The organism is Candidatus Aramenus sp. CH1, assembly GCA_022678445.1.
Taxonomy (GTDB): Archaea; Thermoproteota; Thermoprotei_A; order Sulfolobales; family Sulfolobaceae; genus Aramenus.
On record JALBWU010000006.1, the window covers coordinates 1 to 16,040 of the forward strand.

General features: G+C 50.5%; 20 protein-coding genes. 7 read left to right on the plus strand and 13 right to left on the minus strand.

From position 1 onward, the window contains the following. The first annotated feature begins 316 nt into the window (after positions 1 to 316). Positions 317 to 844, plus strand: a complete 528-nt coding sequence (locus MPF33_04600; GenBank protein MCI2414523.1) for a cob(I)yrinic acid a,c-diamide adenosyltransferase — start codon at positions 317 to 319, stop codon at positions 842 to 844. Here MPF33_04600 and MPF33_04605 read toward each other — a convergent pair. Next, complete coding sequence (locus tag MPF33_04605) at positions 835 to 1,731, minus strand: ornithine cyclodeaminase family protein (protein MCI2414524.1); 897 nt, start codon at positions 1,729 to 1,731, stop codon at positions 835 to 837. The two genes, MPF33_04600 and MPF33_04605, sit on opposite strands and share 10 nt — an antisense overlap. Positions 1,732 to 1,789: 58 nt before the next feature. Here MPF33_04605 and MPF33_04610 point away from each other — a divergent pair, with 58 nt between their 5' ends. Beyond that, entirely contained in the window at positions 1,790 to 2,605 is an 816-nt protein-coding gene (locus MPF33_04610; GenBank protein ID MCI2414525.1) for a tyrosine-type recombinase/integrase, read from the plus strand. On the opposite strand, the gene MPF33_04615 is transcribed toward MPF33_04610, so the two are convergent. Genes MPF33_04615 through MPF33_04630 form a run of 4 tightly spaced genes read right to left on the minus strand, consistent with a single transcriptional unit; the run spans position 2,602 to position 5,979 of the window. Next, entirely contained in the window at positions 2,602 to 3,573 is a 972-nt protein-coding gene (locus MPF33_04615) for a radical SAM protein (GenBank protein ID MCI2414526.1), read from the minus strand. The two genes, MPF33_04610 and MPF33_04615, sit on opposite strands and share 4 nt — an antisense overlap. Beyond that, positions 3,570 to 4,085, minus strand: a complete 516-nt coding sequence (locus MPF33_04620) for a gamma carbonic anhydrase family protein (protein ID MCI2414527.1) — start codon at positions 4,083 to 4,085, stop codon at positions 3,570 to 3,572. The genes MPF33_04615 and MPF33_04620 overlap by 4 nt, the downstream gene beginning before the upstream one ends. Positions 4,086 to 4,087: 2 nt before the next feature. Further along, on the minus strand, positions 4,088 to 5,128 hold the full coding sequence (locus MPF33_04625; protein MCI2414528.1) for an SAM-dependent methyltransferase: 1,041 nt from the start codon (positions 5,126 to 5,128) through the stop codon (positions 4,088 to 4,090). Then, positions 5,119 to 5,979 (minus strand): beta-ribofuranosylaminobenzene 5'-phosphate synthase, encoded by an 861-nt coding sequence (locus MPF33_04630; protein ID MCI2414529.1) that lies wholly within the window; start codon positions 5,977 to 5,979, stop codon positions 5,119 to 5,121. Before MPF33_04630 ends, MPF33_04625 begins: the two co-directional genes overlap by 10 nt. 28 nt (positions 5,980 to 6,007) lie before the next feature. Here MPF33_04630 and MPF33_04635 point away from each other — a divergent pair, with 28 nt between their 5' ends. From MPF33_04635 to glnA, 4 genes are all read left to right on the plus strand, one after another. After that, positions 6,008 to 7,366, plus strand: a complete 1,359-nt coding sequence (locus tag MPF33_04635; protein ID MCI2414530.1) for an acyl--CoA ligase — start codon at positions 6,008 to 6,010, stop codon at positions 7,364 to 7,366. Continuing rightward, the gene (trxA, locus tag MPF33_04640) at positions 7,359 to 7,760 is read left to right on the plus strand and encodes a thioredoxin (GenBank protein MCI2414531.1); all 402 of its coding nucleotides are present in this window, start codon (positions 7,359 to 7,361) and stop codon (positions 7,758 to 7,760) included. Before MPF33_04635 ends, trxA begins: the two co-directional genes overlap by 8 nt. Continuing rightward, positions 7,747 to 8,352, plus strand: coding sequence for an ATP-binding cassette domain-containing protein (locus MPF33_04645; protein MCI2414532.1), 606 nt, complete (start codon positions 7,747 to 7,749; stop codon positions 8,350 to 8,352). The genes trxA and MPF33_04645 overlap by 14 nt, the downstream gene beginning before the upstream one ends. 111 nt (positions 8,353 to 8,463) lie before the next feature. Beyond that, complete coding sequence (gene glnA / locus MPF33_04650; protein MCI2414533.1) at positions 8,464 to 9,888, plus strand: type I glutamate--ammonia ligase; 1,425 nt, start codon at positions 8,464 to 8,466, stop codon at positions 9,886 to 9,888. Here glnA and MPF33_04655 read toward each other — a convergent pair. The 4 genes from MPF33_04655 to moaA are packed head-to-tail and all read right to left on the minus strand — an operon-like array spanning position 9,885 to position 13,459. Further along, positions 9,885 to 10,781 carry a MarR family transcriptional regulator gene (locus MPF33_04655; GenBank protein MCI2414534.1) on the minus strand — a complete coding sequence of 299 codons (897 nt, stop codon included), beginning with the start codon at positions 10,779 to 10,781 and terminating at the stop codon, positions 9,885 to 9,887. The two genes, glnA and MPF33_04655, sit on opposite strands and share 4 nt — an antisense overlap. A 21-nt stretch (positions 10,782 to 10,802) precedes the next feature. Then, positions 10,803 to 11,432: a GTP cyclohydrolase I gene (locus MPF33_04660; protein ID MCI2414535.1), complete on the minus strand. Its 630-nt coding sequence runs from the start codon at positions 11,430 to 11,432 to the stop codon at positions 10,803 to 10,805. Positions 11,433 to 11,484: 52 nt separating this feature from the next. Then, positions 11,485 to 12,534, minus strand: coding sequence for an aminopeptidase P family protein (locus tag MPF33_04665; GenBank protein ID MCI2414536.1), 1,050 nt, complete (start codon positions 12,532 to 12,534; stop codon positions 11,485 to 11,487). Continuing rightward, complete coding sequence (gene moaA, locus MPF33_04670; protein MCI2414537.1) at positions 12,512 to 13,459, minus strand: GTP 3',8-cyclase MoaA; 948 nt, start codon at positions 13,457 to 13,459, stop codon at positions 12,512 to 12,514. The genes MPF33_04665 and moaA overlap by 23 nt, the downstream gene beginning before the upstream one ends. A 45-nt stretch (positions 13,460 to 13,504) precedes the next feature. Here moaA and MPF33_04675 point away from each other — a divergent pair, with 45 nt between their 5' ends. Then, a complete protein-coding gene (locus MPF33_04675; GenBank protein ID MCI2414538.1) occupies positions 13,505 to 13,690 on the plus strand; it encodes a hypothetical protein in 186 nt (61 codons plus the stop codon). On the opposite strand, the gene MPF33_04680 is transcribed toward MPF33_04675, so the two are convergent. From MPF33_04680 to MPF33_04695, 4 genes are read right to left on the minus strand one after another with little or no spacing between them, the layout of a single operon-like run. Next, complete coding sequence (locus tag MPF33_04680; GenBank protein ID MCI2414539.1) at positions 13,671 to 14,336, minus strand: serine/threonine protein kinase; 666 nt, start codon at positions 14,334 to 14,336, stop codon at positions 13,671 to 13,673. The two genes, MPF33_04675 and MPF33_04680, sit on opposite strands and share 20 nt — an antisense overlap. Before the next feature lie 28 nt (positions 14,337 to 14,364). Next, the gene (locus tag MPF33_04685) at positions 14,365 to 15,249 is read right to left on the minus strand and encodes a PLP-dependent cysteine synthase family protein (GenBank protein ID MCI2414540.1); all 885 of its coding nucleotides are present in this window, start codon (positions 15,247 to 15,249) and stop codon (positions 14,365 to 14,367) included. A gap of 46 nt (positions 15,250 to 15,295) precedes the next feature. Then, the gene (locus MPF33_04690; protein ID MCI2414541.1) at positions 15,296 to 15,517 is read right to left on the minus strand and encodes a sulfurtransferase TusA family protein; all 222 of its coding nucleotides are present in this window, start codon (positions 15,515 to 15,517) and stop codon (positions 15,296 to 15,298) included. A gap of 33 nt (positions 15,518 to 15,550) precedes the next feature. Beyond that, complete coding sequence (locus tag MPF33_04695) at positions 15,551 to 15,952, minus strand: DsrE/DsrF/DrsH-like family protein (GenBank protein ID MCI2414542.1); 402 nt, start codon at positions 15,950 to 15,952, stop codon at positions 15,551 to 15,553. Positions 15,953 to 16,040: the final 88 nt, after the last annotated feature.

Here is a 16,040-nt window from a genome sequence, read left to right on the forward strand (position 1 = left end):
TTGTCAACGCTTTGGCTCTTTCCTTTCTCTTCACATCACGGAGTATTTCCCTTAAGGGGGAGTAACGCTCAAGACCTATGCAGAACCCTCGCAGGGCAGGGAGTAGGTCAGCTAAAGGTAAAAACTGAACCTCTTAGCTCTTTGGGTACTTCTGCCCCTAAACGACATTAAGGCGTCTTCTGTTCCCTTAGTCCCACTTTAGCCCCAAGCAGGTACATTAAAGCTTGGTTACGTAAAACCCCTTGGATGACTCGTACTTCCCTAGCTTTTAGAGCGAACCCTCCACGTTTTTTACCGCCTCATCTACGGTTATCCTATGAAGTGGTTTACTGGCACTGGGGACTCGGGCAAGACCTTTGTCCCCTCTGAGGGCAGCGTGTGGAAGTACGACGAGGTGGTGGAGGCGTTAGGCGACTTAGACGAGCTCAACTCCTTATTGGGAGTGGTCTCTTCCCTCTACCCAGAGGTCAAGGAGATCTTAGAGAAGATACAGAACGACGTGTTCTCCATTTCCTCAGAGATAGCCGGCTTCGACATGGGATTCTCCAAGATAGAAATCGACAAGCTGGAGAAGGCCATCGCGGAGCTGGACAGGGAACTTCCGCCTCTGAACAACTTCGTCCTCCCTGGGGGCTCGCTTCCAGCATCTTTCCTCCACCTGTCTAGGGCCGTGTGTAGGAGAGCTGAAAGGTCAGTGGTGAAGCTCTACACCCAAGGTAAGGCCAAGAAGGTACACGTGAAGTACTTGAACAGGCTTTCTAGCCTCCTCTTCGTCCTCGCCCTCTGGGTAAACCTCAAGACGGGGCACCAGAACGTCGTGTGGAAGGGGAAGGCTCAGAAGTAGTACTTATATGCGTAATAAGCCGTAATGTTGTCTTGGGCTGCTATCCCCACGGTCTTGAAGAGGGAAGGCCTTTCCACCTTGCCTCCCTCCGCCAACAGCCTACCTATCTCCACTACTCTCTTTCCCTCCAGTAGCCCCCTCTCTTTCGGCTGAATGAAGTCACCGCTCTCCTTACTCACGGCCTCTAATGAGTCCACCACGTAAGTCTTCACCCTCCTTATGACGTCGTCGTCGAGTTCCCTGGCGTCTGGGGTGTAGGCGCCTATGCTGGAGACGTGGAAGTCCTCCTTCAACAACTTGCCTATTACCACGGGAGTCTTCGAGGAGGTCAGGGAGAAGACCACGTCAGACTCCTTCAGTAGCCTCTCAAGCTCCACAGCTTCCCCTCCCACCCTCTTAGCCAATTCGAAGTGCCTCTTCCTCGCCGTTATGAGGAACCTAGACACTGAGAGATAGCCTAGGGCTATCTTTGCGTGGTACTCTGCCTCTATCCCAGCCCCTATTATCCCTAGCGTCCCCACTTTCCTCCCGTAACACAGCTCCGTGGAGAGGACGCTAGCGGCAGCAGTCCTCACCGCAGTTAGTGCCGTGCCGTCCACGTAGGCTAGGGGCTCTCCAGTGTCTGGAGAGAATACTAAGACCCCGGCCTGGACTGGTGGAAGCCCCCTCTCTCTGTTTACCTCTATCACGTTGACCACCTTGACCACGAAGGCGTTGTCGGAGAGCGAGGGCATGACGCCCCACCAGTTGCCCTTCACGGTCATCGTCTGCCTCAAGGGTTGCGTTATCTTCCCCGAGGAGTAGAGGAGGAACGCCTCCTTTACCGCCTGCACTGCCCTCTCTGGGGTCATTATCTGGTCGAGCTTTTCCCTGTCTATGAGTATCATGTTCCCAATATCTTTCGTGTCCTTTCCCTTTTAACCCTTCCCAGACAAGGGGTAAGACGTGAAGCTGGAACTCGGCTCCCCTCCAGAAGAAGGAGACCCCTACGAGGCGTTTATCACTGCCCTTCAAGTGACCGGAGCAGGTAAGGGGACGGTAAAGCTCTACAGCACTGCCGTCAAGGAGTTCCTAGACTTCGTGGGGAAAGACCCGAGGAAGGTCAACTCAGACGACGTGAATAAATGGGTGCTGAGCCTCGCGAAGAGGGCAAACCCAACCACAGTTAGGTATTACGTCATAGCGGTGAGGGGGTTCTTGAAGTGGCTGGGGGTTAACGTTAGACCGGCACTTCCAAGGGCAAAGAGAAAGGAGGTGAGGGCGTTGAATGAAGAACAAATCAAGCTGTTGGTAAGCTCCGCCAGGAACCTCAAGACGAGGCTCATAGTTAGGCTCTTAAGCGAGACTGGAATGAGGGCCAACGAGCTCCTCAACGTTAGGGTGGAGGACGTGGACCTGGAAAGGAACATGATAAGGCTGAGGATGACCAAGAACGGCGAAGAGAGAGTCGTGTTCTTCACTGACGAGACGAAGACCCTCCTGGAGAAGTACTTGAAGAGAGTGAATTCGGGACTCCTCTTCCCCATGACCTACCAAGCTTTGTACAAGACCATAAGGAGACTGGGGGAGAGGATAGGGATAAACGGTCTGAGACCACACATGTTGAGGCACTCCTTTGCCACTAACGCAATAAGGAAGGGGATGCCCCTCCCCGCGGTGCAGAGGCTCTTGGGTCACAAGGACATAAAGACTACTCAGATATACACCCACCTAGTCCTGGAGGACTTGCAGGAGGCGTACAAAAAGGCGTTCTCTAGTTAGGACGCTTTCCCAGTGAACCTCCACTTCACCATGTCCTTTACGTAGCTAGCTAAGTCCTTGACGCTGTTGAACGACGCGGTCTGGAGGTGGAGGTATTCGAACCTAGCCTGGTTTTCCAACATTTTCCTCTGCAGTTCCTTCACTTTGGGCGAGGACAGCACCTTTTCCAACTTCTCCTCTGCTAAGTTCCCCACAACCTCGCCGTTAACGTCGTCAGGGTAAGGTAAATCACCGTTAGGGTACACAGTTATTGCGTAGCTCATCAACCTCTTTGGCACCTTCCCGACAAGCGCGTTTATGAAGCCCCAGGAGTTGTTCAAGGTGGAGCCATACTTCCTCTTCAGCTCAGACAACACCTTGTACAGCTCGTAGTTGTCCGGGGCTAGTTTTACCTTAGAGTCTGGGTAGTCCACTGCCGGCAACACTAAGATCTTGTAGTTGCACTCCCTTACCTTCTTGACCTTTTCCTCCAGCTTGTGTAAGTTGTACCTAGTGACCACTGTCTGGACGTTAACCTTAAGCCCGTACTGCCTCAGCCTGCACAAGTCGTCCAATGCCTTGACGTTCCAGTGGTACTCGTCAATAGAGTAATGGAGGAAGTCTATCCTGTCCGCCAACTTAGAGAGGAAGGCCTCGTCCCTTAGCCTGTAGCCGTTGGTAGTGAGCATAACGTAAAAGGAGCCGTCGTGGGCGTACTCCAGGAGCTTTAGTATGTCTGGCCTTATTGTGGGTTCTCCTCCCTCAAAGGAGAGCACGACAATTGATGAGTCCCTCAAGTTGTCTATTATCCTCTTTATCCTCTCAGTGCTCCCTTCGCCCAGCTCCCCAGTGTAGTAGTCTGGGTTGCAGAAGGTACACCTCAAGTTGCACCTTGACGTCACCTTGAACGTAGCGTAGGCTGGATTAAAGGGGTCCCTGAGCACTTGGGTCTTGAGGAACCACTTCACAGCTTTCAGGTCCCTGTTCACGGCCTCTCACCCAGGAATCTCCTGACGTGGTTTAAGTACTCCTCGGCGTTGTCCTGTATCAACCTTACTTCTTCCTCCCTGACCTTCCTCACAACCTTTGCGGGAACCCCTAAGGCGACGCTATACGGGGGGATCTCGGCGTTTTGGGGCACTACTGCCCCCGCCCCAATTATGCTGTACTCCCCCACCCTAGCCCCATTCAGCAGGATTGCCCCCATGCCAACTATCACGTTAGAGGACACCTTGGCCCCGTGGATTACTGCGTTGTGGCCTATGGTTACCCTGTCCCCTATCTCCACCGGATAGCCTGGGTCAGTGTGTATGCTCGTGTTCTCTTGTACGTTACTCTCTTTCCCTATCCTTATAGCGTCGTTGTCCCCCCTGATCACGACGTAGTGCCAGACGCTCGTGAAGTCCCCTATCTCGACGTCACCTATCACGTAAGCGGTCTCATGTAAGTACGCCTTGTCCGAGATTCTAGGCCTCTTGCCTAAATAAGATTGAATCGGCATCACTATTTTTTTATTAGCTTGGCTATAAAAAAGCCAGTAGTCCCCTGGAGGTGCGGGTGGAGCCTCAATGTAAACTCCACGTCGAAGCCGGGATGTTCGATTACCTTTTCGTTTTCCCAGGCCGTTACGGTGCACGTGGAGTAAATGACTACCCCTCCCTTCTTGAGTATCTCGTACGCCGAGTTGAGGAACTGCCTCTGGTAATCGTGGAGCACCATTATATCCCTCTTGGTCTTCCTGTCGTACACCTTTGGCCTAACGCCCAAGGCCGAGCAGGGAGGGTCTACTAACACCTTGTCGACGTCCTTAAAGCCGAGATCCTTCGCGTACCTTGAGTCCTTGACGTAGAGCTCCGCCTTAACCCCCATTACCGTCAGAAGTCCCTTCATCCTCTCCACCTTCTTCTCGCTATGGTCTAGGCCAATTAACCTCACCCTCGGTTCCAGCTGGTAAACGTGGGTCAGTTTCCCGCCAGGGGAGGCGGTCATGTCCACTATAGTCTCTCCGGGCTGTGGGTCGAGGAGTCTTGCCACGTGCATGGACGCCTTACCTTGGGAGTAAACAAGGCCCTCCTTTACTTCACTAAGCTCGCCAACCTTTACTGAGGAGTAAAGCGACCTAGTGACCTCCACGACTACTCCAGTCGGCGAGTTCACTAGTACCCCCTCGCCCACTAGGACGCCGTTTTCGCTTACTACAGACACTTCCTTGCCCTTTGCGACTATCTTCTTTACTCCTGGCCTATACACGTTTGCGCCTAACATGACGCTCTCCGCTGTCTTTTTGTCGACTACCACGTACGAGTCCCTCATCTCCAGTTTGTTGGGCCCAGCCACTGGGACGTAAATCGCTTCTGGGAAGTCCTCGTCCGGTCTAAACTGAGGTAACCTCTCTAGGAGCTCCTCCCTAGTGGTCTTTAGAGTGTTGACCCTCAAGTAAAGCCTTGGGTTAGGTCTGCCCAAGGCCTCTAGAAAGTCCTTGAGGTACTCGCCGTAGACTTCTTTGAGGTCCTCCATTACGAACTCGTCGTACTCTAGCTCCATACCACCTTGGCACCCTCGTTGTTAGGCTCAGTGTAAAAACCGCCAAAAGTAGATTTCAGCTCCTCGCACTCCCTCCTCTTACAGAAGGTGAAGATGGCGGGGCCGAAGGACGAGAGACCGTTGGGAAAGCCCTTTGACCTCATGGTTTTTGAGAGCGACCTCACTTCCTCAGTCTGCAACCCCCATTCAACTCTCTTGAACCCAAGCCCCTGTATTACGTCTAGGGCCTCGAGGACGCCGTCCAGATCTCCCTCCACCACTGATGGGACAAACTCCATGAAGGCCACCCTCATCAAGGCGTCTACGCCCTCAACCTTTGCCTCCTTAAAGGCTTGGAGTTCCTCCTTCCCGAAGATCCTCCTCCCTCCCCTTGGCACGTTAACGTATACGTACCACGGGAAGTCCACCCTCATGAGGAGGGGAGGCGGGGGTGCCCTAGAGAAGTCCGAGGGGAGGAACTCCTTTTTCACCTTCTTGGAGTGCCCCCCGTCCACCACAAAGCCCCCGACCTCGAACACGTGTACTCCTACCCCAGAGGTAGAGCCCCTGCCCAACAACTTGGCTATCTCCACAGCTGTCTTCCTCGTGAAGCTCCTCTCGAAGGCCAGCTTTCCCAACGCGAGCAGGAACTGCGTGGTGTGACCCAACCCCACGTGCTCCTCGTAGTCCTCCTCGACGCAGTAGCCAACCTTGGGTACTCCTTCCACTTCAAAGTTCCTGCAGACCCCCTCCTTAACTACTACCCTGGGGAACTTAAGTCCAACTCCCATACCCCCATCTAGTCTCCCGTACTTTCCCTCCACGTCAAAGAGGGTGATGTGGACTCTGGACAACCCGATGACCTTTATCATTTTTAAGCAAACTGGCGTTTAGTTGATTATGAGCTTTGCTCTTAAGTTTTACGAGTGGTATAAGAAGAGGCCAAACAAGGTATTTATACTAGGCGAGACGTTAACTTACGAGCAAGTTGCCAGGGAAGTGGTCTCTGTGGCCTCGGCGATCTCGCCTGGGGATACGGTGGTCCACTTTGAGTTCAACAGCCCCAAGTCGGTTATCCACTATCTAGCCTCCTTCTGGGCAGGGGCAAAGATGGTGGCAGTTGACCCCTTAACTTCTGCCGAGGACTTGAGGTTTATCCTGGAGGACTCGGAACCCGACCTAGTCTTCGCCGACGAGGAGACCTCCACTAGGGAAAAAGAGGTCCTCAAGGGGTACAAGCTGTGGAGCGATGAGATGAAGAAGGAGGTGTTTAATAAACCTTACGAGTACATGGACAACGAGGCCGGGCTTGTCTACTACTACGCGGGAATTGCTGGGAGGACGATGCAAGTATTGCACTCTGCAACTAGGGTTGGGCTAAACGCCTCTGCCCTCTATACGGCAATTGGCCTCAAGGGAGTTTCCGCAATCTTGACAGTGCCAGTAGCCCACGTATTGGGCAATAGCGTGCTAGGAGAGGTAATAGAGGACGGCGGGTCTATCTACGTGATGAGGAAGTTCAACGCAAAGGAAGCCATTGAGGCAATAAACAAGTACTCCATTAACTTTCTGGCCACTGTCCCTATGGTCTACGACGCCCTCATAAACGAGCAAGGTAAGCTCGACTCACTGGAGGTTTGCATAAGTACTGCAGCTCCCCTGTTCCCGTCAACAGTTAACGGGTTTAAGCAAAAGTTCGACAAGACCATCGTCCAGCAGTACGGTTTCACGGAGGGCCTAGTGGTGACTTATCAGCCCAAGGATATGGGAGACGTAATCAGCATCGGAAAGCCCCTGCCAAACGTCGAGATAAAGGTAGTGAAGGACGACGGGAAGGAGGCAAAGACAGGGGAAGTTGGGGAGCTCTGGGTCAAGGCACCTTGGCTAATGCTGGGCTACGAAGACAAGGAGGAGACGGCGAAGGTCTTCCACGATGGCTGGTTAAAAACTGGGGACCTAGTCTCAGCTGACGAGAGAGGACTCCTGTACTTCAAAGGCGTGAAGAAGAGGATGATAAAGTACAAGGGCTATCCAATTTTCCCCAGGGACTTGGAGGTAATACTGAAGGGCCACCCGCTAGTGGTAGACGCCTACGTCTTTGGAGAAGACGCAGGTAACGCTGGTGCACAACCATCCGCCAAGGTAGTCGTAAAGGAGAAAAAGCAGGGACTTGAGAAGGAGCTCCTAAACTACGTCAACTCCAAGGTTGCATTTTATAAGAGGTTAAAGAGAGTGTATATAGTGGATAAAATTGAGTGAACTAGACGCACTAATCAAGGAGGTCTCGAGCAGGCTGGAAAAGAAGTCAGAGGAATTCGTGAAGAAGAGCAAGATAATCACAATAACAGACGACAACGTAGACAAGGTGCTCAAGGAGAACAAAGTGGTAGCTATCGACTTCTGGGCCGAGTGGTGCTCTCCTTGCCATCTCTACGAGCCAATATTCGAGAAAGTGGCTGAAAAGTACAGCGGCAAGGCCACCTTTGGTAGGCTCAACGTAGACGAGAACCCGAAGACTGCCGACAGATACCAAGTACTCAACATACCCACCACCTTGATCTTCGTCGACGGTAACCTGGTAGACTCGCTAGTGGGCGCAGTGGACGAGGAGACGCTGGAGGGTACTCTGGCGAAGTACCTTGATAGAGGCTAACGTGAAGAAGAGGTTGGGGAGTTTTCAACTAAACGCTAACTTCAAGGACTCCGGAATTATTTGTATCACTGGGAAAAACGGAAGCGGGAAGACTACGTTCCTTTACTTATTGGCTGGGTTTTTGAAGCCCGACGAGGGTTACGTAAAGGTGGAAGGCAGAGACGTAACTAGGTTGCCCCCAGAAAAAAGGGGAATCAGCTTCGTTAACCAGGAGAGCTATATCCCGGAAAAGAGCGTGGAATCCCACCTCCTGTGGGGAGCCAAGGTAAGAGGAGTTAAGGTAAGTGAAGGGGAGGTCAAAGAAGTTAGGGAAGCCTTCAACATAAACTACTCGGGAAAGGTCAAGAACTTGAGCCTTGGGCAGAGGGAAAGGGTTGCAATAGCCACTGCAATACTGTCCAGGCCCAAGGCGATTCTAGTGGACGAAGCCTTCTCCAACATAAGCGAAAAGAGGGAAATCATGGCAGGGGTAATTGGCATCTTGAAAAAACTCGGCATTGAGATGATATTCACTACGCAGGACGCAAGTGACTCCGAACTAGCCGAGAGACATTACGTCATACAACAGGGCGTCTTGCAAAAAACTTTCTAGCAATAACCTTAACAAGCTATTGTTAACTAAGTTAAGTTTTCAGAAAAACATATAAATAAATAAATAATTTTCATGAGATATTCCATTTAAGCTTTTATACTCTTTAACGAATTGTCAGACATGCCTTCCAATGCAATAGAGGCACTGAACTTTCTAAAGGAAAACCAGATCCAGTGGGTAGACCTGCAGTTTACTGACCTACCCGGGAGACTCCAGCATATCACCATACCTGCGGCTGACTTCACTGAAGAGAGCTTTAAGACCGGTTTCGGAAAGCTGGACGGTAGCAGTATAAAGGGCTTCACTACTATCTACGAGAGCGACATGGTCCTACAGCCGATACCGGAGACCATGGCACTAGTACCGTGGAGTCAAGGAGTAGCGAGGGTTATAACTAGAGTATTCTGGGGAGGGGCGAGGGGCAGATTCGAAAGAGACCCCAGGTTCATTGCCGAGGAGGCTGAGAGGTACCAGAGTGAACAAGGTTATCTCTCTTACTTCGGGCCAGAGCTCGAGTTCTTCGTCTTCGACAAGGTGGAGCTTGACGTAGCGTTGCCGCAGAGCGGGACTGGCTACAAGATCTACGCTAGGGAAGCCCCCTGGCAGACCAGCAACGGCCACTTAATAAGGTACAAGGAAGGCTACTACCCCGCACCTCCAGTAGACCAACTATTTGACGTTAGACTTGAGGCGATCAACACGTTGACTAAGTACTTCGGGTTCGTGATAGAGGCTACCCACCACGAAGTGGCAACTGCGGGCCAAGGAGAAATAGACTTTAGGTTCTCCACGCTAGCTGACACTGCAGACAAGGTACAGACTCTCAAGTACGTCTTGAAGAACGTGGCTGCTAAGCACGGGATGATTGCCACTTTTATGCCCAAGCCCATGTTCGGCGATAACGGAACTGGGATGCACACACACTTCAGCTTGTGGACCAAGGACGGTAAGAAGAACCTCATGTACGATCCAAACGACGAGTACGCCGAGCTGAGCCAGTTCGGTAGGTACGTGGTTGGAGGTATATTAGCACACGCAAGGGCTTTGTCAGCAATAGTATCGCCTACTGTCAACAGCTACAGGAGGCTAGTACCAGGATTTGAAGCTCCTGTGTACGTGGCTTGGAGCAAGGGTAACAGGAGCGCCATAATTAGGATACCCTCCTACTACAAGGGCATGGAGAAGGCAAAGAGACTAGAGTACAGGGCTCCTGACCCCTCGTGCAACCCATACCTAGCGTTCAGCGCCATTCTGATGGCAGCAATGGATGGGGTAAACAAGAAGATAGACCCTGGAGACCCAGTAGACGAGAACATCTACCATCTGTCTCCAGAGAAGAAGAAAGCCCTAGGCATCAAGGACCTACCGAGGTCGTTGGACGAAGCACTAGACGAACTGGAGAGCGACAGCGAGTTCCTGAAGCCCGTCTTCAGCTCGTCAATACTGAGCACTTACATAGACTTAAAGAGAGAAGAGGCCAAGACCCTTCAGATGTACCCACACCCAATGGAGCTGTACTACTACTTAGACTCCTAAGAAGGTATGTAAATCCCGCTTTTTTTCAAGTTCCTCTCAACTTCTCTTAGATCTAGGTAGCTATCGAAAGTGTAGCTCTGTACTGCCCTAGTCATCACGTTGTAGTCCTCCCCTAGCAGATTAGCGTAGTCTGGAATCCACCTGTCCTTACTCTCCAGGAACCAAGTAAACGACTCCTCGTAAATCCTCTTTATCTTCTCGTCGTCTATCCTCTCCCTCACACCCATAGTACAGCAATGCATAGGTTCGAAAACGTGGGAGACCTTAAAGCCGTCAGCCCTAAGCGTAGAGAAGAATGGCTCCCAAATTGCTATAGAGCCGACCTTCCCTTCCCTCAACGCCCTTATCATCTCCTCTGGCGAGTTGAAGGGTATTATCTGGGCGTTTTTTATCTCAGAGAGCGTCCACACTTCCATGCTCGAAAGGACAGTAGATCCCACCTTGCAACCCTCGCCCACCACTCCCGCTCCTCCCTTTGCCCCTCCAGCTACGATCTTTATAGGAAAGGCCTTAGAGAAGATCAGCTGGGTCACTACCGGCGAGAAGCCTATTTCTATCTTACCGAGGGCGAGGTCCTTTGTGAGCTCTACTCCGTTCTCGTAGACCACCACCTTTGGAATGAAGCCGTTTTCCTTCAGCTTCTTGTAGAAGGGAATAACAAATGGGTACTCCGCCGCCCTAATTATGCCTATCCTTATTGACCTCTTTAGCGATATTTCCAAGTTCTTCCCTGCAAGCACCCTCTTGTCTATTAAGCCCTCCCTCTCTAGCTCTGAGAGGATTTCAGATACCCTGCTCTTGGAGAGGCCGGAGAGCCTTACGAGCTCCGACTGAGGAAGTGAACCGCGTTCTGCGAGTATCCTAAGTAGTAAGTCCTTCCCCTTTTCTTTCATTAAGGTAATTTACGAAAAACATTATATTAAACTTGAACTTCTCTCCGAGGTCTCAAGAAGCCTTAAAACCCTGTTAGTCAAAGTCCTGTTCTTCTTGAACACTCCTCTAGTGGCAATGGAAAGCAACTTTGCCTCTTTGTCCTTTACTCCCCTTACGTATACGCACATATGGATAGCGTTACCTATCACGATAACCCCCTTTGGCTTTATCTCGCTGTTCATTATGGCGTCGGCAATCTGGTTTACAAGTCTCTCTTGGATCTGGGGCCTCGACGCGTAGTAGTTAACTATCCTTATCAGCTTACTGAACCCAGCTACCCTTGCCTCCTCTCCAACAACGTAGGCTATATGTATCTTACCTATGAAGGGTAAGAGGTGGTGCTCACATAGCGACGAGAACTGTATATCCTTCGCAAGTATCAACTGCTCATCGTCGTAGTTCAGCCCTTCTTCATCCCTAAGCTTGAACACCTTTATTGATGGCTGAGGACTCCTAAGTCCGTACGTCATGTCCAGCAATGCTTTGGCGACCCTTACTGGAGTCTCCCTTATTCCCTCCCTGTTCGGATCCTCTCCGAGAAGTTCTAAGATCTCCCTTATCCTCTTCGAGATCTCTTCAACTAGCTTTTCTTCGTTTATTGATGTCTCCATACCCTAAACAATTAGGGACGTATGGTATAAATACATTGATTTAAAAGAGGCTTCACAACAGTTTATAAGTGGTCTCCAGTACTACTGGCTTCCCCTTAGTGACTATCAAGGTGTCCTCAATTCTAACTCCAAACTTACCCTTGATGTAGATGCCGGGCTCCACAGTTATCACCATATTCTCCTTTAGTACATCGTTTGAGTTAAAGGAAACATAAGGACTCTCGTGGACGTCTATCCCAACTCCGTGGCCAGTGGAGTGGATAAAGTATTTTCCGAATCCGCTCCTCTCTATCACCTTCCTGGCTATCCTGTCAATCTCAGATGCCTTAATTCCTTCAGTTACAGAGTCTATTGCCTCTAACTGAGCTTCCAACACGACCTCGTATACCTTCCTGAGCTCCTCAGAATAGGACTTCACGAGGAGAGTCCTAGTACTGTCGAAGCAGTAGCCGTTGAACTTTGCCCCGATGTCCACCACCACGCTGTCTCCCTCCCTTATCACCCTGTTAGTAGGAATGTGGTGGGGCTCTGCAGAGTTTTCGCCAGAAGCCACGATGGAAGGAAAGGCATAGTCCTCAGCTCCTTCGTTTTTCATTGTGTAGTCTATCAACCCAGACAACTGCTTCTCGTTTACCTTCTCCGTAGCCCTTTCCATCGCTATCTTCATGGCAATAGATGTTATCTCTCCTGCTACCTTGATGTTCTCCAGCTCCTCTGGATCCTTAACAGCCCTTAGCGAGGAGACCTGCTGCGAGATGTCCCTTATCTGGAACTTGCTGGTCAGCTTCATGTAGGTATTGACGTCCATGTAGCTTACGTCTACCGAAAGTGGGTTATTGCCAGCTATCTTTTCGAGAGCCTCCATGGCCGAGGAGTACTGTATGTCCCCCCTTATCTTGGCAGGGTAGTACACCTTAACCACCACTCCCTTTGTGTCCAGCGCCCTATTTTCCTCCAAGGCTGGTACAAGTAGGGTGAAGACTCCGTCACAGTAAACGAGGGCACCTGCTCCACTGTACCCAGTGAAGTAGAAAACGTTAGAGTTGCCGAAAATCGCTCCGCAACCCTTATCTACTATCTTAGCGAGCTTGTCCAGTCTCATATATGTACTTGAAGTTTGGCTCCCTAATAGACATTGCTATCTGAAACGCGTGTCTGACCAACTCTTCCCTTTCCCTCTTGTCCACGCTAGGGTCGAAAGCGTGTCTTATGTCTATTACCTTATCGTCCCTGTACAGACACGTCTTCAGCTTACCGTCAGCGGTCAACCTTATTCGGTTACACCCAGCACAGAAGACCGGGTTAGCGTAAGGCTTCACTACCTCCACGACAAGCCCGCCGTCCAAGTAGTACCTTGGCCTAAAGTGCTTGTTCCTCACCTCTACCCTACGCGAGTTACGCTTTAGGAACTCCTCTATTTTTCCCAATCCCTCGTGGTAGGAGAAGTACTCCTTTCCCAGCCCCACTGGGTGGAGCTCAATCAAGTGTACCTCGTCCACTCCAAGTCCTTGGGCCAGCTCTAGGAAGGAGAACACCTCGTCCTCGTTCTTCTTGTTGACAACGTAGTTCAGCTTAATCGGCCTCAAGCCCACTTCTACTGCCCTTTTTATTCCATATATCACCTTGTCGAAAGCATCTACCCCAGTTATTTTCCTGAACTTCTCCCTGCTAACGGCGTGCAGGCTTACGTTAACTCTGTCAAGGCCCGCTTCCTTTAACTTCTCTGCTAAACTGCCCAAGAGGACTCCGTTTGTGGTCATCGAGACGTCCCCAATACCTAGGCCCTTAATGCCCCCCACGACCTCAAGCAAATCCTTCCTAAGCGTTGGTTCCCCGCCGGTCAGCTTTACTGACCTCACTCCGAATTCCCTTGAGACCTTGGCCACTAGGAGTATGTCTTCCAGTCCAAGCCCTTGTAGCTTGTCCAGCCCCTCCCCCTCCATGTGACAGAAGAAGCACGAGAAGTTGCACACGTGGGTTAGGGTTATCCTCAAGTCCTCCAACGGCCTACCGTACCTGTCGATCATCGCAATTCATTACTTTTATAATTGTTTTTACGATAAAAAAGTTGTATGAAAAACGTCCTTTGCCCCAAGTGCGGAATAAGGATGGACTTCATGGCAGAGGCTGAAGTCAGCGGGAACAGCAAGAAGATAAAGTACTTCTATCGGTGTCCAGCGTGCGGTACTAAAATAAGCGAGTCCGAAATAGCGATAGAGAGGAAGGACGGTTCGTTGACTATAAAAGTTCTCCAATAGTTTTCCTAACGGTAGCTAGGTGCATCGGGGGGAAGAGGCTAAGTAAGGTCACGTTTTTTAAGCTGTTTATGCTTAAGAGCTCGCTTTTATCTGGAGAGTACGCTAGTAAGAAGGACTTAGTTAACCTCTCAAAGTCCTTCAAGTCGTACAAGTACTTATAGCTTAAGAAGAGGAGAAAGACCGCCAGATCCCACCCCCTGTATTCCTTTGAGTCAGTCCTAATGGACTGCTCTGCGTCAATTACGTAGACGTGGTCGTTTATGAGGAAGTTTTCCGCTTTTGTGTCCCCCATTACGAAGCCTGAGTCGTGGATGTGCCTTAGCGCTTTCCCCACCTTACTTACGTCATCAAGGGAAGTGGGGACCCTACCGTCAACAAACTCCCTCAGTAGGCACACCTCGTCGTAATCGAAGTCTACGATCCTTGGAACCTTAACTCCGTTCCAGTTGTGAGTAAAGAACTCTATTTCCCTCCCCATCCTCTCCCTTGGGTCTCCAACAAAGGGGTAGGACTTAAAAATGGAGAGGATAAAGTACCACTTTAGAGAGACGCCGGAGCCATAGCACTTCTTGACGTACTTGCCTTCCTCTAACCTGACAACCTTAGACTGGGCTGATACCTCCCTGAAAAACTCTTCCAATTTCATATAACTCCAAGTTGGGCTGACCACGTATTTATTTTATGTCCAGCATTTCCGCTATCTCGTCAATGTACTTGAACATGTCATCTGGGAATACTAGCACCGTGACCCTTTCGTCAGCTATTTTCTCGTAAGCGGCTACAGTAGCGCCTGCACTAAGCCCTATCAGTATCCCGGAACTCTTGGCCACTTTCTTTACCCCCTCAAACGCCTCCTCCAACGTGATGTCCATAATTCTGTCTACAGAGGCTTGAGAGACAAATCCATCCCCTTCCTGCCTCTTTATCCCCGGTATCCTGCTCCCCTTGGCAGGTTGAACGCCTATTACCTCCACGTCTGGGTAACGCTCCTTAAAGTACTTGGATAGCCCGGTTAAGTGACCGCCAGTTCCCGCAGTGGCAATGATCCTCTCCACCCTCCTTCCAACTGACTTCAGCTGTTCGTCTATCTCCCTTGCTGTAGTCTCGTAGTGGGCCTTAACGTTTAACGGATTGGAGAACTGGTCTAGGTGGAGAGCTGAGGTCATGGAGGAGTACTTCTTCACCAAGGGCAACAGCTCGTTTGTGCTACTACCTGCCTGGATTACGTTGGCGCCCAAGACCTTCATAGCGACCTTAAAGGTCTTCGGGGCAAGCGATGGAATAAAAGCTGTAAACTTCCTGCTGAATATTGCAGAAAAAGCCGACAGGGAGACGCCAACGTTTCCAGAAGTTGCCTCGGTTACTTCTTCCTTCCCGCTCTCCAACGCTTGCTTAAATAGGTACCACGCTGTCCTGTCCTTGATGCTCTTGCTAAAAGGGTTATAGAACTCCAGTTTCGCCCACAACTCCTTTCCTAGGCTTAACTTTAGGAGAGGGGTTGGCCACATCCCCTCTAGTAGCTCTATGGGGTTCTCGAATACGTGGTACTCCCTTGACACAATACGCATCTACCCACGATATCATGGGACAATGTTATATTTATCGCTATCTTCTTATTAGTTTTAGTCTTATGATTACTTCGTTATCTTTCTTTTCGTAACCCAAAAACACGTTTCCCGTCTCCTTGCACCAATTTTGGAGATCCTCCACCATCCCTCCCCACGGCGTCCTAACTATTATTTCCTCTTCCCCCTTCACCTTTTTCCACTCGTCCATTATCTTTATAAAGCCGGACGGACAAGCCTCGGTTACCACTATCTCCTTCATAGCTACAAATTACAGAGAGGCGGTTAAAACGTTTCATAAAGTTACAACTAAATCCGAGTCCTTTGCCTCCAAAAGGAACGTAACGGCTCCCGAGAGCTTGACTCCGTCTAACAGGTCGTCCTTGCTAAAACCGGCTAGCTTAATCCCGGCCTCGTCGACGTAAAACTCCACTCCCTCCCTTATAGCGTCCATAAGCAACTTCTCAGTCTCCTGAACCCCTACGTCTTTCATCTTCCTCCTTACGTATAGGTTTGCTAGAAAACCTAGCTTGAGCTTCGCTCTACCCCTCACCTTCTTCGTGAACAAGATAACAGCTTGGGACGTCACGAAGCACTTCACAGTCCAATTGAGTGCCCTGCCGTCTATGGCTAAAACTAGTGCGTGGTAGAACTTCTGGAAGCTGTCGTCCGCTATTAGGATTGTGAGTTTCGTCATGTTGAAAGTTCTTTAGATCCTAGCCTTTAAAACTTTATACATAAAAACAGTTAAAATATTAGGCGATACTCCTGACTTTAGAGCGACA

Excerpts from the sequence above, each read along its gene's own strand:
- MPF33_04600 (MCI2414523.1), top strand. The coding sequence starts at position 317 with ATGAAGTGGTTTACTGGCACTGGGGACTCGGGCAAGACCTTTGTCCCC.
- MPF33_04605 (MCI2414524.1), bottom strand. The coding sequence starts at position 1,731 with ATGATACTCATAGACAGGGAAAAGCTCGACCAGATAATGACCCCAGAG.
- MPF33_04620 (MCI2414527.1), bottom strand. The coding sequence starts at position 4,085 with ATGCCGATTCAATCTTATTTAGGCAAGAGGCCTAGAATCTCGGACAAG.
- MPF33_04625 (MCI2414528.1), bottom strand. The coding sequence starts at position 5,128 with ATGGAGCTAGAGTACGACGAGTTCGTAATGGAGGACCTCAAAGAAGTC.
- MPF33_04630 (MCI2414529.1), bottom strand. The coding sequence starts at position 5,979 with ATGATAAAGGTCATCGGGTTGTCCAGAGTCCACATCACCCTCTTTGAC.
- MPF33_04635 (MCI2414530.1), top strand. The coding sequence starts at position 6,008 with ATGAGCTTTGCTCTTAAGTTTTACGAGTGGTATAAGAAGAGGCCAAAC.
- MPF33_04655 (MCI2414534.1), bottom strand. The coding sequence starts at position 10,781 with ATGAAAGAAAAGGGGAAGGACTTACTACTTAGGATACTCGCAGAACGC.
- MPF33_04660 (MCI2414535.1), bottom strand. The coding sequence starts at position 11,432 with ATGGAGACATCAATAAACGAAGAAAAGCTAGTTGAAGAGATCTCGAAG.
- MPF33_04665 (MCI2414536.1), bottom strand. The coding sequence starts at position 12,534 with ATGAGACTGGACAAGCTCGCTAAGATAGTAGATAAGGGTTGCGGAGCG.
- moaA (MCI2414537.1), bottom strand. The coding sequence starts at position 13,459 with ATGATCGACAGGTACGGTAGGCCGTTGGAGGACTTGAGGATAACCCTA.
- MPF33_04675 (MCI2414538.1), top strand. The coding sequence starts at position 13,505 with ATGAAAAACGTCCTTTGCCCCAAGTGCGGAATAAGGATGGACTTCATG.
- MPF33_04680 (MCI2414539.1), bottom strand. The coding sequence starts at position 14,336 with ATGAAATTGGAAGAGTTTTTCAGGGAGGTATCAGCCCAGTCTAAGGTT.
- MPF33_04690 (MCI2414541.1), bottom strand. The coding sequence starts at position 15,517 with ATGAAGGAGATAGTGGTAACCGAGGCTTGTCCGTCCGGCTTTATAAAG.
- MPF33_04695 (MCI2414542.1), bottom strand. The coding sequence starts at position 15,952 with ATGACGAAACTCACAATCCTAATAGCGGACGACAGCTTCCAGAAGTTC.